The organism is Piezobacter thermophilus, from assembly GCF_055386745.1.
In genome coordinates, this window is the sequence record NZ_AP042380.1 from 2,007,430 (window position 1) to 2,021,014 (window position 13,585).

The 13,585-nt window shown below is 69.2% G+C and carries 12 protein-coding genes; 6 read left to right on the top strand and 6 right to left on the bottom strand.

Annotated features, from left to right (window positions below):
- Positions 1-82 precede the first annotated feature (82 nt).
- Positions 83-1,249 carry a glutamine-hydrolyzing carbamoyl-phosphate synthase small subunit gene (carA, locus tag ACZ5CM_RS09785; protein ID WP_464638109.1) on the top strand — a complete coding sequence of 389 codons (1,167 nt, stop codon included), beginning with the start codon at positions 83-85 and terminating at the stop codon, positions 1,247-1,249.
- 147 nt (positions 1,250-1,396) lie between these two features.
- Complete coding sequence (locus ACZ5CM_RS09790; protein ID WP_464638111.1) at positions 1,397-3,370, top strand: glycosyltransferase; 1,974 nt, start codon at positions 1,397-1,399, stop codon at positions 3,368-3,370.
- A 4-nt stretch (positions 3,371-3,374) separates the two neighbouring features.
- On the opposite strand, the gene ACZ5CM_RS09795 is transcribed toward ACZ5CM_RS09790, so the two are convergent.
- Positions 3,375-4,025: a GntR family transcriptional regulator gene (locus ACZ5CM_RS09795; protein ID WP_464638113.1), complete on the bottom strand. Its 651-nt coding sequence runs from the start codon at positions 4,023-4,025 to the stop codon at positions 3,375-3,377.
- A gap of 102 nt (positions 4,026-4,127) precedes the next feature.
- Between ACZ5CM_RS09795 and ACZ5CM_RS09800 the strand changes: the two genes are divergently transcribed.
- From ACZ5CM_RS09800 to ACZ5CM_RS09815, 4 genes are all read left to right on the top strand, one after another.
- Entirely contained in the window at positions 4,128-4,772 is a 645-nt protein-coding gene (locus ACZ5CM_RS09800) for a pyrimidine 5'-nucleotidase (protein WP_464638115.1), read from the top strand.
- A gap of 109 nt (positions 4,773-4,881) precedes the next feature.
- Positions 4,882-5,139 carry a hypothetical protein gene (locus tag ACZ5CM_RS09805; RefSeq protein ID WP_464638117.1) on the top strand — a complete coding sequence of 86 codons (258 nt, stop codon included), beginning with the start codon at positions 4,882-4,884 and terminating at the stop codon, positions 5,137-5,139.
- Positions 5,140-5,234: 95 nt separating this feature from the next.
- Positions 5,235-6,431: a UbiH/UbiF family hydroxylase gene (locus ACZ5CM_RS09810; protein WP_464642567.1), complete on the top strand. Its 1,197-nt coding sequence runs from the start codon at positions 5,235-5,237 to the stop codon at positions 6,429-6,431.
- 34 nt (positions 6,432-6,465) lie between these two features.
- Positions 6,466-7,407: a nucleoside hydrolase gene (locus tag ACZ5CM_RS09815; RefSeq protein WP_464638120.1), complete on the top strand. Its 942-nt coding sequence runs from the start codon at positions 6,466-6,468 to the stop codon at positions 7,405-7,407.
- A gap of 86 nt (positions 7,408-7,493) precedes the next feature.
- Here ACZ5CM_RS09815 and eno read toward each other — a convergent pair whose 3' ends face one another.
- The 5 genes from eno to ACZ5CM_RS09840 all read right to left on the bottom strand — a co-directional run bounded on the left by eno (position 7,494) and on the right by ACZ5CM_RS09840 (position 13,432).
- Positions 7,494-8,771 (bottom strand): phosphopyruvate hydratase, encoded by a 1,278-nt coding sequence (eno, locus tag ACZ5CM_RS09820; RefSeq protein WP_464638123.1) that lies wholly within the window; start codon positions 8,769-8,771, stop codon positions 7,494-7,496.
- A 34-nt stretch (positions 8,772-8,805) separates the two neighbouring features.
- Positions 8,806-9,708 carry a DMT family transporter gene (locus tag ACZ5CM_RS09825; protein ID WP_464638125.1) on the bottom strand — a complete coding sequence of 301 codons (903 nt, stop codon included), beginning with the start codon at positions 9,706-9,708 and terminating at the stop codon, positions 8,806-8,808.
- Positions 9,709-9,882: 174 nt separating this feature from the next.
- Positions 9,883-11,337, bottom strand: a complete 1,455-nt coding sequence (der, locus tag ACZ5CM_RS09830; RefSeq protein WP_464638127.1) for a ribosome biogenesis GTPase Der — start codon at positions 11,335-11,337, stop codon at positions 9,883-9,885.
- Between the two features lie 48 nt (positions 11,338-11,385).
- Positions 11,386-12,714: a PQQ-like beta-propeller repeat protein gene (locus ACZ5CM_RS09835; RefSeq protein WP_464638130.1), complete on the bottom strand. Its 1,329-nt coding sequence runs from the start codon at positions 12,712-12,714 to the stop codon at positions 11,386-11,388.
- 43 nt (positions 12,715-12,757) lie between these two features.
- Complete coding sequence (locus ACZ5CM_RS09840) at positions 12,758-13,432, bottom strand: hypothetical protein (protein ID WP_464638133.1); 675 nt, start codon at positions 13,430-13,432, stop codon at positions 12,758-12,760.
- Positions 13,433-13,585: the final 153 nt, after the last annotated feature.

The following is a 13,585-nucleotide window of genomic DNA, read 5'->3' on the forward strand; positions in this document are numbered from 1 at the left end:
CCCGCCCGCCCTTGACCCGGCCCCGCCGGCCCCTTAGGTATCCGGCGATTTGCAGCCCCGACACAGCGCCCGGAGACACCCCATGGCCCCGACCGCCCCGACAAAGCCCACCGCCTGCCTCGCCCTTGCCGATGGAACCGTGTTCTACGGCACCGGCTTCGGGGCCACCGGGCAGGTGGTGGCCGAGCTGTGCTTCAACACCGCCATGACCGGCTATCAGGAGATCATGACCGACCCCTCCTATGCCGGGCAGGTCATCACCTTCACCTTTCCCCATATCGGCAATGTGGGGGTGAACCCGGAAGACGACGAAACCGCCGAGCCGGTGGCCGAGGGCATGGTGGTCAGGTGGGACCCGACCGAGCCCTCCAACTGGCGCGCCAGCGAAGACCTGCGCAGCTGGCTGACCCGACGCGGCCGCATCGCCATCGGCGGTGTGGACACCCGCCGGCTGACGCGCGCCATCCGCCAGCAGGGCGCCCCGCATGTGGCGCTGGCCCATGACCCGCAGGGCGATTTCGACCTCGCCGCCCTGGTGGCCGCCGCCCGCGGCTTTGCCGGGCTCGAAGGCATGGATCTGGCGAAAAGGGTCACCTGCCGCCAGTCCTACCGCTGGGACGAGATGCGCTGGGCCTGGCCCGAAGGCTATGCGCGGCAGAAAGACCCGGTGCACCGGGTGGTGGCGCTGGACTATGGCGCCAAGCGCAACATCCTGCGCTGCCTGGCCAGCGCCGGCTGCGACGTCACCGTGCTGCCGGCCACGGCCACCGCGGCCGAGGTGCTGGCCCACGATCCCGACGGGGTGTTCCTGTCCAACGGCCCCGGCGACCCGGCGGCGACCGGCGAATATGCGGTGCCGATGATTCGCGAGATCCTCGATTCCACCGATCTGCCGGTCTTCGGCATCTGCCTCGGCCACCAGATGCTGGCGCTGGCGCTGGGGGCGAAGACGGTCAAGATGAACCACGGCCATCACGGCGCCAACCACCCGGTGAAGGATCTCGAAACCGGCAAGGTGGAAATCACCTCCATGAACCACGGCTTCGCGGTGGACGCGCAGACCCTGCCCGAGGGGGTGGTGGAGACCCACCGCTCGCTGTTCGACGGGTCCAATTGCGGCATCCGCGTGGTAGATCGCCCGGTCTGGTCGGTGCAATATCACCCCGAGGCCAGCCCCGGCCCGCAGGACAGCTTCTACCTGTTCGAACGCTTCGCCGCCGCCATGGCCGCCCGCAAGCAGGCGGCCTGAGCCGCCCTGTCGCCCTGTGCACCCGCAGGACGGCGGACAGATCCTGTCGCTCCGGCAACCCGGCCCATTTACCTTTTGCAACCTGTGGTTAATCTCCTGTTAACCTTATGATTGCAACGCTCGCGGCAATCCCTGACGGAGCTGCCGATGAGCGACCCCCGCGCCCTGAAACGGTCCCCTTCCCGTGCGGTTCCCGCCGCGCGGGGCCAGCCCGGTTCCGGTCCCGACGCGACGCCTTCGCGGCCGCTGCCACTGGGGCGGCTGCTGGTGGAGCGCGGCGCCATCACCCGCGCCCAGCTGGTCGAGGCGCTGCAGCTTCAGCTTCGCCTCAACGCCCCGATCGGCGAAATCCTGGTGGCCGAGGGCCACGCCGGAGAGGAAGACGTCCTGGACGCTCTCGCCGAGCAGTTCGGGGCCGAACGGGCCGATCTTGCCGCCACCCCGCCCGACCCGGATCTGACGGCTCTGCGCCCGCCGCAATTCTGGCTGCGCCACGGCGCGGTGCCGTGGCAACGGCGCGGACCGGTGGTGCTGATCGCCACCGCCCGCCCCCACCGGTTCGAGCAGCTGCGGGCCGAGCTGGAGGATATCGACGCCGCCCTTGCTCCGGTCCTCGCCCCCGAGCCCGAGATCCAGAACGCCATCGCCCGCGCCCATGCGCCCGAACTGGCCCGCGCCGCCAGCACCCGGGCACCGGACCGGTTCAGCTGCCGGGGCTGGACCCCGGCCCGGCGCCTGCCGATGATCGTCGCCGCAGGGGTGGTCGTCGCATCGCTTGCGCTGCGCCCCGACTGGGCTCTGGCGGTGGTCGTGGCGCTGACCTTCCTCAGCCTGGTGCTGTTTTCCGCCCTGCGCCTGGCCGGCTTCCTTGCCCACCTGGCCAGCCACGGTCATCTGACCGCCCCGGAAGCCCCCGAGGCCCCGGCATCCGACGCCCCCCCGCCGACCTTCCTGCCGAAAGTGTCGGTCATGGTGCCCCTCTACCACGAGCGCGAAATCGCCGGCGTCCTGGTCCGACGGCTGGAGCGGCTGAGCTATCCCAAGGCGCTGCTGGACGTGGTGCTGGTGCTGGAACACGCCGACGATGTGACCCGCGATGCGCTGGCGCGGGCGGACCTGCCGCCCTGGATGCGCATCGTCGAGGTGCCCCCGGATGGCGGGCTGACCACCAAGCCGCGGGCGATGAACTACGCGCTCGACTTCTGCCGGGGCGAGATCATCGGCGTGTGGGATGCCGAGGACGCGCCACAGCCGGACCAGATCGAGCGGGTGGTCCGCCGCTTCGCGCAGGCCCCGGCCGACGTGGCCTGCCTGCAGGGGATCCTCGACTTCTACAATCCGCGCAGCAACTGGCGCGCGCGCTGCTTCACCATCGAATATTCCGGCTGGTTCCGGGTGCTGTTGCACGGAATCGCCCGGCTGGGGCTGGTGGTGCCGCTGGGGGGCACCACCATGTTCATCCGCCGACCCGTGCTGGAAGAGGTCGGCGGCTGGGATGCCCACAACGTCACCGAGGATGCCGAGCTGGGCCTGCGGCTGGCGCGGGCGGGCTGGCGCACCGAGGTGATCGACACCGTCACCTTCGAGGAGGCCAATCACCGCGCCTGGCCCTGGGTGAAGCAGCGCTCGCGCTGGCTCAAGGGGTTCATGGTCACCTGGCTGGTCCACATGCGCCGCCCCGTGGCGCTGTGGCGCGACCTGGGCACATTGCGTTTCCTCGGCGTGCAGGCCTTCTTCCTGGGCACGCTGGGGCAGTTCCTGCTGGCGCCGGTGCTGTGGTCGTTCTGGCCGATGACCCTGGGCCTGCCGCATCCGGCGCAGGGCATCGTCCCGCAAGGCCTGCTTCAATCGGCAATGGGAATGCTCATCGGGGTCGAGGCGCTGGGGTTGGCGGTCGGTTTCGTGGCCGTGTCGGCCGCGCGCCGGCGGTTCCTGATCCCGTGGCTGCCGAGCATGATGTTCTACTATCCGCTGGGCGTGGTGGCGGCCTACAAGGCGCTGGTCGAACTGTGCCTGCGCCCGCATTTCTGGGACAAGACCCAGCACGGGCAGGCCGAGGCGGAAACGGGGGCCGAAACAGGGGCCGAAACAGGAGCGAACGACGACGGGGACATGCGTTGAACGCTCAGCCGCGCTCGCGCTTGTCCGCGTCCTGTTTCAGCCGGGTCACGAAGGCCGCCGAGATGTGGTCGTGAATGGCCCGCGCCGCGGCCTCTTCGTCACGCCGGGCGATGGCATCGACGATCGCGGCATGTTCCTTCTGCGCCAGTTCGCCGCGCCCCCGCGCCGCCAGCGACGTTGTGGCCATCAGCGCCATGGTCCGGTGCACCAGCTTCAGCTGCTGCACCAGGTAGCGGTTGTGCGAGGCCAGATGGATCTGTTCGTGAAAGCGCCGGTTGGCGCGGCTGAGCGCCTGCGGATCGTTCACCAGCGCATCATCCTCTTCCACCAGTTCGCGCAGCACGCGGATTTCCTCCTCGGTGGCGTGCCGCGCCGCCAGCCGCGCCGCCAGCGCCTCCAGCTCCCGCCGAACGACGTAAAGCTCGGCCATCTGGTTGTGATCGAGCGCCGCCACCACCAGCGACCGCCCGTCGCGTTCCAGCAGCGACTGCGTTTCAAGCCGCTGCAAGGCCTCGCGCACCGGGGTACGCGACATGCCGAAGCGCTCGGCCAGGTCGCTTTCGACCAGCCGGTCGCCGGGCTTGAACTCGCCGATGTCGATGGCCTCGAGGATCAGGCCGTAGGCATCGTTCTGCGATGGCTTGCTGATGGTCATCGGCGCTGCGAACCTCTCCACTGCCCCCCTGTCTAGCCCCCGCCCGACCATGCGATCAACCCCGCCGTTGCAAGCTGCGCCCACCTGTCCTAGACCGGCGCCATGGTAAGGGCTGCCTTTTCCCACGTCACCGACTGGGTGTTCGACCTCGACAACACCCTGTATCCGCCGCAGGCGCGCCTGTTCGACCAGATCGAAAAGCGGATGACCCGCTTCGTCATGGAGGCGCTGGGGGTGAACCGGGACGAGGCCGACCGGCTGCGCCGCCACTACTGGAGGCGATACGGCACCACTCTGGCCGGGCTGATGCGCGAACACGGCGTCGATCCCGGCCCCTACCTGACCGATGTGCACGACATCTCGCTCGATCACCTCGAACCCGATGCGACGCTGGCCGAGGCGCTGGCGGCCCTGCCGGGGCGGCGGATCGTGCATACCAATGGCAGCGCCCCCTATGCCATGCGGGTGCTGGAGGCGCGCGGGATCGCGCATCTGTTCGACGCGGTCTATGGCGTGGAACATGCGCAATTCCATCCCAAGCCCGAGCGCGCCGCCTATCTGGCCGTCTTTGCCCGCGACGGGCTGGATCCGGCGCGCGCCGCCATGTTCGAGGACGACCCCCGCAACCTGGCCGCCCCGCACGGGATGGGGATGCGCACGGTGCATGTGGCCCCCGCGCCGCAGCCCGCCGATCACATCCATCACCATACCGACGACCTGGCCGCCTTTCTCGTCCGGCTGCGCTGAGATCGTCCGGGCGTGCCGACAATCCCTGCCTGCGTCATTTCTGCACATTTCATTCCGGCAAAAAATCTACATCTGGAGGGGGCATTTACCGGAAAGGAACCGAAACCAGATGAACGCCTACCCCGAAGACATCACCCGGCAAACCGGCACTCCCGTGGCAGCCGCCGAACCTGCCCCGACGCCCGGCCACGACACGCATGACGCGGCCGAAATCGGCAGCCCTGTTCCGTATTTCATCGGCGTTGCCCTGCTGCTGGCCGGTTGGGCGGCTGCGGTGGCGGCGTTCGGCCTGCCGGGGCTGTTCGTTCCGGCGCTGATCGCGGTGCCGATCGTCTTCGTGGGGCTGATCGCCATCTCCTGGGGCTGAGCGCGGCCCCTGCTGCCGCAGGATGCCGCTTGGCCTGCCCGACGCCGGGGCGTATGGTGCCGCCGAACGTGACCGACAGCACCGGCGGAGGCACCATGACCGAGCGTTGCGACATCCTGATTTCGGGCGGCGGCATCGCCGGGCTGACCGCGGCCGCCGCTTTCGGCGCGGCAGGGTTCGACGTGATCTGCGTGGACCCTGCCCCGCCGATCACCGAACGCGACGCGGACGGCTCGGACCTGCGGACCACCGCCTTCCTGCAACCGGCGCGGGACCTTCTCGACCATTGCGGGTTGTGGACCCGCCTTGCCGACCATGCGACCCCGCTGCAGGTCATGCGCATCATCGATGCCGGCGGCGACCGGCCCGAACCGCGCGTGGTGCGCGATTTCAACGCCGCCGACATCTCGGACCGGCCCTTCGGCTGGAACCTTCCCAACTGGCTGCTGCGGCGCGAGCTGGTGGCGCATCTGGACGGGATGGCCAACGTGGATTTCCGCCCCGGCACCGCCACCCGGTCGCTGTTCACCCGCGAAGCGCAGGCCCGCGTCGGCCTAAGCGACGGCAGCCGCGTTGACGCGCGGCTGGTGGTGGCGGCGGACGGGCGCGATTCACCCATGCGCGCGGCCGCCGGAATCGGCACCCGCACGCTGCGCTACGGCCAGAAGGCCCTGGCCTTCGCGGTTACCCATCCGATCGCCCATGACAATGTCTCGACCGAAATCCACCGCAGCGGCGGCCCGTTCACGCTGGTGCCCCTGCCCGATCACGAGGGCGCGCCATCCTCGGCCATCGTCTGGATGGAGCGCGGCCCCAGAGCGATGGAGCTCGCGCGGATGGAGGATGCCGCCTTCGAAGCCGCGATGACAGAGCGTTCCTGCGGCCTGTTCGGCCCGCTCAGGCTGGCCTCGCGCCGGACCGTCTGGCCGATCATCAGCCAGCACGCCGAACGGCTCTCGGCCCAGCGGCTGGTGCTGATCGCCGAGGCCGCGCATGTGGTTCCCCCCATCGGGGCGCAGGGGCTGAACATGTCCCTGCGCGACCTGGGCACGCTTCTGGACCTGGCCACCGCGCGGCGCGACGCGCTGGGTGATGCGGCAATGACCGAAGGCTATCACCGCGCGCGCATCCGGGACGTGGAGCTGCGAGTGGCGGGGATCGACCTGCTCAACCGCGCCTCGATGGCCGGCTGGCGGCCGCTGCGCGACGCCCGGGCCCTGGGGCTGAGCACGCTCCATGCGCTGGCGCCGGTCCGCCGGGCGCTGATGCAGATGGGGCTTGGGGTGCGCTGAGCGCGGATGAAATGAAGAACAAGGGCAAACCGGCATGAGCCCGCGCAAGATCATCATCGACACCGACCCCGGCCAGGATGACGCGGTGGCGATCCTGCTGGCGCTGGCCAGCCCCGAGGAAATCGAGCTGCTCGGCCTGACTACGGTGGCCGGCAACGTGCCGCTGCCACTGACGGCCCGCAACGCGCGGATCGTGTGCGAACTGGCCGGGCGAATCGACATCCCGGTCTTTGCCGGCTGCGAGCGCCCCCTGAAACGGCCGCTGGTCACCGCCGAACACGTGCATGGGAAAACCGGCCTCGACGGCCCCGACCTGCCGGAACCGACCATGCCGCTGGCCCCGGGCCACGCGGTCGATTTCATCATCGACACCCTGCGCACCCAATCTGAGGGAGACGTGACGATCTGCCCGCTGGGGCCGCTCACCAACATCGCCACGGCGCTGCTCCGCGCCCCCGACATCGCCGGAAAACTGCGCGAGATCGTGCTCATGGGCGGGGCCTATTTCGAGGTCGGCAACATCACCCCGGCGGCCGAATTCAACATTTATGTCGACCCGGAAGCTGCTGAAATCGTGTTCGGATCGGGCGTGCCGATCACTGTCGTCCCGCTCGACGTCACCCACAAGGTACTGGTGACGAAACCGCGCAACGACGCCTTTCGCACACTTGGCACGCCGGTAGGCCATGCAGTGGCCGAAATGACCGATTTCTTCGAACGCTTCGACCGCAAGAAATACGGCTCTGCCGGCGCCCCCCTGCACGATCCCTGCGTGCCTGCCCGGCTGATCCGGCCCGATCTGTTCACCGGCCGCCACATCAACGTGGAAATCGAAACGCATTCCGAGCTCACCCGCGGCATGACGGTGGCCGACTGGTGGCGCGTTACCGACCGCGCCCCCAACGCCACCTTCCTGGGCGATATCGACGCCGACGGCTTCTTCGCCCTGCTGACCGAACGCCTGGCCCGGCTCTAGCAGCCCGGCCCGGACACCGCCCGCTTCCTCTTGCCCCAAATACTCCCGCCGGAGGCAAGCGCCCCGCAAGGGGCGCGTTCGGGACCTCAGCCGCGCAGGATCCCGCGACCGGCATATTCGGCCACCTCGCCCAGCTCTTCCTCGATGCGGATCAGCTGGTTGTATTTCGCCAGCCGGTCCGAACGCGCCAGCGAACCGGTCTTGATCTGCCCGCAATTGGTGGCCACCGCCAGGTCGGCGATGGTGACATCCTCGGTCTCGCCCGAACGGTGGCTCATCACGTTGGTGTAGCCGGCGCGATGGGCCATCTCCACCGCGCGCAGGGTCTCGGTCAGCGTGCCGATCTGGTTCACCTTGACCAGCATTGAGTTGGCGCAGCCCTTCTCGATGCCCTCGGCCAGCCGTTCGGGATTGGTCACGAACAGATCATCCCCCACCAGCTGGATACGCCCGCCCAGCGTCTCGGTCAGCGCGGCCCAGCCCTGCCAGTCATCCTCGGCGCAGCCATCCTCGATCGAGATGATCGGATAGTCCCTCACCAGTGCCTCCAGCCAGGCCACGTTTTCGTCGCCGGACAGGGTTCTGCCTTCCCCCGAAAGTACATAGACCCCGTCCCTGAAATATTCCGTGGCCGCACAGTCCAGCGCCAGGAAGATGTCCTCGCCGGGCCTGTAGCCAGCCTTCTCGATCGCCCCGAGGATGAAATCCAGCGCCGCACGGGTCGAATTCAGCGCCGGAGCAAAGCCACCCTCGTCGCCGACGCCGGTGGCCAGCCCGGCCGCCGAAAGCTCCTTCTTCAGGGTGTGGAACACCTCCGCCCCCATGCGCACCGCATCGCGGATGTTCGGCGCCGACACCGGCATGATCATGAATTCCTGTATGTCTATGGGGTTGTCCGCATGTTCACCGCCATTGATGATGTTCATCATCGGCACCGGCAGGACGCGTGCGGACGCCCCCCCCACATAGCGGTAAAGCGGCAGGGCCGAGACATCCGCCGCCGCCCTGGCCACCGCCAGGGACACGCCCAGGATGGCATTTGCTCCCAGGCGGCCCTTGTTCGGCGTGCCGTCAAGCTCGATCATCGCCTCGTCGATCGCCACCTGTTCGGTCGCCTCAAACCCCACGATCGCCTCGGCAATCTCGCCGTTGACGGCCGCCACCGCCTCGAGCACGCCCTTGCCCTGATAGCGGCCCGCGTCGCCGTCGCGCCGCTCCACCGCCTCGTAGGCACCGGTCGAGGCCCCCGACGGCACCGCCGCCCGGCCCATGGTGCCGTCTTCAAGGGTCACGTCCACCTCGACCGTCGGGTTGCCCCGGCTGTCGAGGATTTCGCGCGCGTGGATGTCGATGATCGTGCTCATGTCATGCCCCCGGCAGGATGGATTTTGCCGCCTCTTACCGGGACCCGGCCGCAAGGGAAAGGGGCGCCCGGGTCGCAGCCCGATGTTTGCGCTCACGCCAGATCGTGTAGATGCCCGATCCCACGATCACCGCCGATCCGATCAGCATCGGCAGATCGGGGCGCTCGCCAAAGGCGGCCATGCCGACCACCAGCGCGAACAGCATCCGGCTGTAGCGGAACGGGGTCACGAATGAAACCTCGCCCACCCGCATGGCCGCGACGATGGCGTAATAGGCCAGCGTTCCAAGCCCCACCGCCCCAACCATCAGCGCCAGATCCCGCGGACCGGGCATGACCGCCGCCGCCCCGGTGATCAGCGCCAGCAGCGCCGCCGCCGGCACCAGGGTAAGAAAGGCCAGAAAGCTCAACTGAAACGAGGACACGCCCCTGGGCACCTGCCGGGTGGCCAGGTCGCGCAGCGCAAGGCCGGCCACACCGATCACGGCAAACACCGACAAGACGTCGAACCCGTCAAGGCCGGGCCGGATGACCAGCACGACCCCGAGGAATCCCACGATGATCGCGCTCCAGCGCCGCCAGCCGACCGGGTCGCCCAGGAACAGCGCCGCCCCCAGCGTCACCGCCAGCGGCGTCGCCTGCAGGATGGCCGACGCCTGCGAGATCGGCGTCAGCGTGATCGCGGTGACGAAACCCAGCGTGCCCACCAGCTCACCGGCATTGCGCAGCGCCACCCGCCGGTCGAACATGGCGCGCGATACCAGCCGTTCCCGGCGCAGCAGCAGAACCGCCGCGAACACCGCCGCCCCGCCCAGACCCGGCGCGGCGATGATCTCCCATGTGGGCAGGGTATCGGCCATGAGCTTGATGAACATGTCCTCGATGGCAAATCCCAGCATGGAAAGCGTCATCAGAACCGCGCCGCGAAGATTGCCCATGATCCATGCCTCCATACGTCCCGCCTGCCTGCGCCGATTCGCCGCGCCGGGCAAGCCGGGCGGGCGCATGGCAGCCATGTGCCGGGCGACTGACCCGGACCCGCGCCCTTTCGCCCACGCCCGGGAAGAAAAACGGGGCGCGGCCTGACGCCCCGCCCGATACAGGCCGGCCGGTCAGGATTTCTTCAGATGCTTGCGCAGAGCGCTGGGCTGGCTCTTGCGGCGGCCCTTCCAGGGGTTGCGATCGCCCTGCCCGCGCATGGTCAGCCGGATCGGCGTGCCCGGCATGTCGAAATCCTCGCGCAGCCCGTTGACCAGATAGCGCGTGTAGCTGGCCGGCATCCTGTCGGGGTGCGAGCACATCACCACGAAGGCCGGCGGGCGCGTCTTGACCTGCGTGATGTAGCGCAGCCGGATCCGCCGCCCCTGCGGCGCCGGCGGGGGATGGGCGGCGACCATCTCGGCCAGCCAACGGTTCAGCGCCGCCGTCGGCACCCGGCGGTTCCACACCTCGTGGGCGCGCAGGATCGCCGCGTGGAGCCTGTCGAGCCCCTTCCCGGTTTTCGCCGAGACCGTCACCAGCGGCGCCCCGCGCAGCTGCGGCAGGAGCCTCTCGAAGGCCTCGCGCAGATCGCGCAGCTTCTGCTGGCGGTCGCTTTCCACGTCCCACTTGTTGACGGCGATCACCACCGCGCGGCCTTCGCGCTCGGCCAGGTCGGCGATGCGCAGATCCTGCTGCTCGAACGGGGTCGCGGCATCAAGCAGGACCACCACCACCTCGGCGAACTTCACAGCGCGCAGCCCGTCGCTGACCGAGAGCTTCTCCAGCTTTTCCTGCACCCTGGCCTTCTTGCGCATCCCGGCGGTGTCGAAGATGCGCATGGGCACCCCGTCCCAGTCGGTGCGGATCGAGATTGCATCGCGGGTGATGCCGGCCTCGGGGCCGGTCAGAAGGCGGTCCTCGCCGATGATGCGGTTGATGAGGGTGGACTTGCCCGCATTGGGCCGGCCCACCACCGCGACCTGCAGGGGCCGCGCCGGCGAGGGCCGGTGCGCGCCCTCGCCCTGCTCCGCCCCGTCCGCGTCAACGGCCACGTCCGTCTCGGGCGCATCCCGTTCGGCGCGGGCGGCAAATGCGTCGGCCAGCGGGGCCAGCTGCGCGTAGAGATCGTTGAGCCCCTCGCCATGTTCCGCGCTCAGCCGGATCGGCTCTCCCAGCCCCAGCGCGAAGGCCTCAAGCACCCCGGCATCGGCGGCCGCGCCCTCGGCCTTGTTGGCGGCCAGAATCACATGCGCCGCGCGCTTGCGCAGGATGTCGGCGAAAACCTCGTCAGTGGGCGTCACCCCGGTCCGGGCGTCGATCAGAAAGAGGCAGATGTCGGCCATGTCCACGGCGCGTTCGGTCAGGCGCCGCATCCTTCCCTGAAGGGAATCATCGGTGACATTCTCAAGCCCCGCCGTGTCGATGACGGTAAAGCGCAGATCGCCAAGGCGGGCCTCTCCCTCGCGCAGGTCGCGGGTGACGCCGGGGCGGTCGTCAACCAGCGCCAGCCGCTTGCCGACCAGCCGGTTGAACAGGGTGGACTTGCCCACATTGGGCCGGCCCACGATGGCAAGGGTAAAGGACATGGGTTCGGTTTCCGTTTGCTCGAATGCGCCCTTTAGCGCATCCGCGCGTCAACGGAAAGCAACCAGTTGTCCCTTGCGCGTCACCACGTAAAGCGTCTCATTCGCCACCACCGGCGCCGTGGTCGCCCCGCCGGGCACCTCGACGGTGCCGGTCAGCTTGCCATCCTCGGGGGCAAAGAATCGCAGCAGCCCGTCATCCGAGGCCACGATCACCCGGCCACCGGCAAGGATCGGCCCGTAATGGGCATAGATCCGGCCGCGCTTCTTCGGCTTGTCCTTGACAAAACCGGGCAGGTCCACCGACCAGATCACCTTGCCCTCGGCCGCGTCGATGCGCAGCAGCTGGTTGCGGTCCGAGATGGCGAACAGGCTGTCGCCGGCGGGCCAGAGCGGATCGACAGCGCCTTCCCGCAGCGTCCACAGCCGGTCCCCCGAATCGAGGTCGAAAGCCGCGGTCCGGCCTGACTGGTTGGCCGCATAGACGCGGTTGCCGACGATCACCGGGCTGCCGGTGACATCGCCGATGCGCGAGACCGCATGGCCGATCCTCTGGCCTGCCACGGTGCCGGTCCAACGGCGGATGCCGCCGCGGCGGAACACGCCCACCACATCGCCCGAGCCGAAGCCGAACACCGCGAATTTCCCCGCCACCGCCGGCGCCGGCGCGCCAAGGACATTGGCGATGCTGGGGGTGGCGGTGATGCGCCACATCACCCGCCCGTCCTTCGCGCGGATCGCCCAGCCGGTATCGTCGCCAGCCACCAGGTAGATCAGGCCGTCATAGATCGTCGGCATCCCCGACCCGGTCGCATCCAGCCGCTGCTGCCAGATGACGCGCCCGGTCCTTGCCTCCAGCGCGGTCAGCCGGCCGAACCCGGACGAGACGTAAAGCACCCCGTCGGCCCAGGCCAGCCCGCCGCCGGTGGCACTGCCTTCGCGCTCGGACGGCGGAACGATTTGCGTGGACCAGGCAAGCGTGCCGGACGGCGTCACCCCCGACACCCGCGCACCCGCATCGAGCGTGTAGATCAGCCCGCCGCCCACCACCGGCTCGGCGGTGATCCGCTGCCGGCGGCTGTCACCGGCACCGATGTCCACCGACCAGATCCGGCGCGGCTGCGACGACAGCGCCGGGTGCGCGACGCGGAATTTCGGCGTGCCGAAGGATTGCGTCCACTCCCTGTTGGCGCGCGGCGCTGCCAGGCGGATCGGGCGGCTGCCCTGCACCGCCTCGACCGTTGCCGCCTCGTCGGGGCGGATGTCCTCGCGCGGGCCGGGCAGGATCACCTCGGGCTCCGAGCAGGCCGAAAGCACAAACAACGCCGCAAGACCGCCAAGGATCCACCGGGTGCGGGAAAGGGAAAATGCGCGTGTCATTCGAACCTGCCTGCCGTTCCGTCCTGCCTGTCTCCGATCCGAGTCAACTCTGCCCGGACACCGGCAACGGCGCCGGATCACCGCCCAGCGCGATGATCAGCCGGGTGACCCGCTGCTGCAGGGCAGTGCTTGCCTCGGCATCCTGGCGGATCGCCTCGAGCCGCTCCAGCGCCGCCTGCGCCTCGCCCTGCGCAATGTCGATGAGCGCAAGCTGTTCCTCGGCCAGAAGCCGCAACGCCCCGCCCGGCCGGGCCAGAGCCGAAAACCGCTGGCGCAACTCCTCGGGCGGCAGGCTGTCGGCCTGGAGGGTGAGTGCCTTGAACATGGCAATGTCCCGGTAGATCGCCGAGACCTCGCCATCCGAGGCCACCCGGTCGAGCGCCGCGACCGCCGCCTCGGTGTTACCGGCCTCGACCTGCGCGGCGGCTTCCATCATCCGCACGATCGCGTCCGCATCGGGCGTGTTCGCCACCAGCCCCGACAGGGCCTCGGCCCGCGCCTGCGCCTCGTTCGCCGACAGCGCCGCGACCATGGCATCGCCCACCATCCGGGCCATCGCGACCTCTTGCGCCTTGCGGTACTCGTTGTAGGCCGCCCCGCCCACGATCAGAACCACGGCCAGAGCAACCATCCACCCGTATTTCCGGTACAGCGCAAACAGCCTGTCGCGCCGAACCTCCTCGGTCACTTCCTCGATGAAATGGTCGATCTCGCTCATACTGCCCCCGTCCGCCCCCTTGCCGCTTCGGGTCACGCGCCGCGCCCGACCCGGGCGCGTTGCCCCCTCTTAACCCGCAACCGTGGCCAAGCCAAGTGTCGCCGCGCCCAAAGGGCGACACGGCTTGCGCCGGCCGGGGCAAGAAAGTAAAGT

Excerpts from the sequence above, each read along its gene's own strand:
- ACZ5CM_RS09805 (WP_464638117.1), top strand. The coding sequence starts at position 4,882 with ATGAACGCCTACCCCGAAGACATCACCCGGCAAACCGGCACTCCCGTG.
- ACZ5CM_RS09795 (WP_464638113.1), bottom strand. The coding sequence starts at position 4,025 with ATGACCATCAGCAAGCCATCGCAGAACGATGCCTACGGCCTGATCCTC.
- der (WP_464638127.1), bottom strand. The coding sequence starts at position 11,337 with ATGTCCTTTACCCTTGCCATCGTGGGCCGGCCCAATGTGGGCAAGTCC.
- ACZ5CM_RS09815 (WP_464638120.1), top strand. The coding sequence starts at position 6,466 with ATGAGCCCGCGCAAGATCATCATCGACACCGACCCCGGCCAGGATGAC.
- ACZ5CM_RS09790 (WP_464638111.1), top strand. The coding sequence starts at position 1,397 with ATGAGCGACCCCCGCGCCCTGAAACGGTCCCCTTCCCGTGCGGTTCCC.
- ACZ5CM_RS09810 (WP_464642567.1), top strand. The coding sequence starts at position 5,235 with ATGACCGAGCGTTGCGACATCCTGATTTCGGGCGGCGGCATCGCCGGG.
- eno (WP_464638123.1), bottom strand. The coding sequence starts at position 8,771 with ATGAGCACGATCATCGACATCCACGCGCGCGAAATCCTCGACAGCCGG.
- ACZ5CM_RS09800 (WP_464638115.1), top strand. The coding sequence starts at position 4,128 with ATGGTAAGGGCTGCCTTTTCCCACGTCACCGACTGGGTGTTCGACCTC.
- ACZ5CM_RS09840 (WP_464638133.1), bottom strand. The coding sequence starts at position 13,432 with ATGAGCGAGATCGACCATTTCATCGAGGAAGTGACCGAGGAGGTTCGG.
- ACZ5CM_RS09835 (WP_464638130.1), bottom strand. The coding sequence starts at position 12,714 with ATGACACGCGCATTTTCCCTTTCCCGCACCCGGTGGATCCTTGGCGGT.
- carA (WP_464638109.1), top strand. The coding sequence starts at position 83 with ATGGCCCCGACCGCCCCGACAAAGCCCACCGCCTGCCTCGCCCTTGCC.
- ACZ5CM_RS09825 (WP_464638125.1), bottom strand. The coding sequence starts at position 9,708 with ATGGGCAATCTTCGCGGCGCGGTTCTGATGACGCTTTCCATGCTGGGA.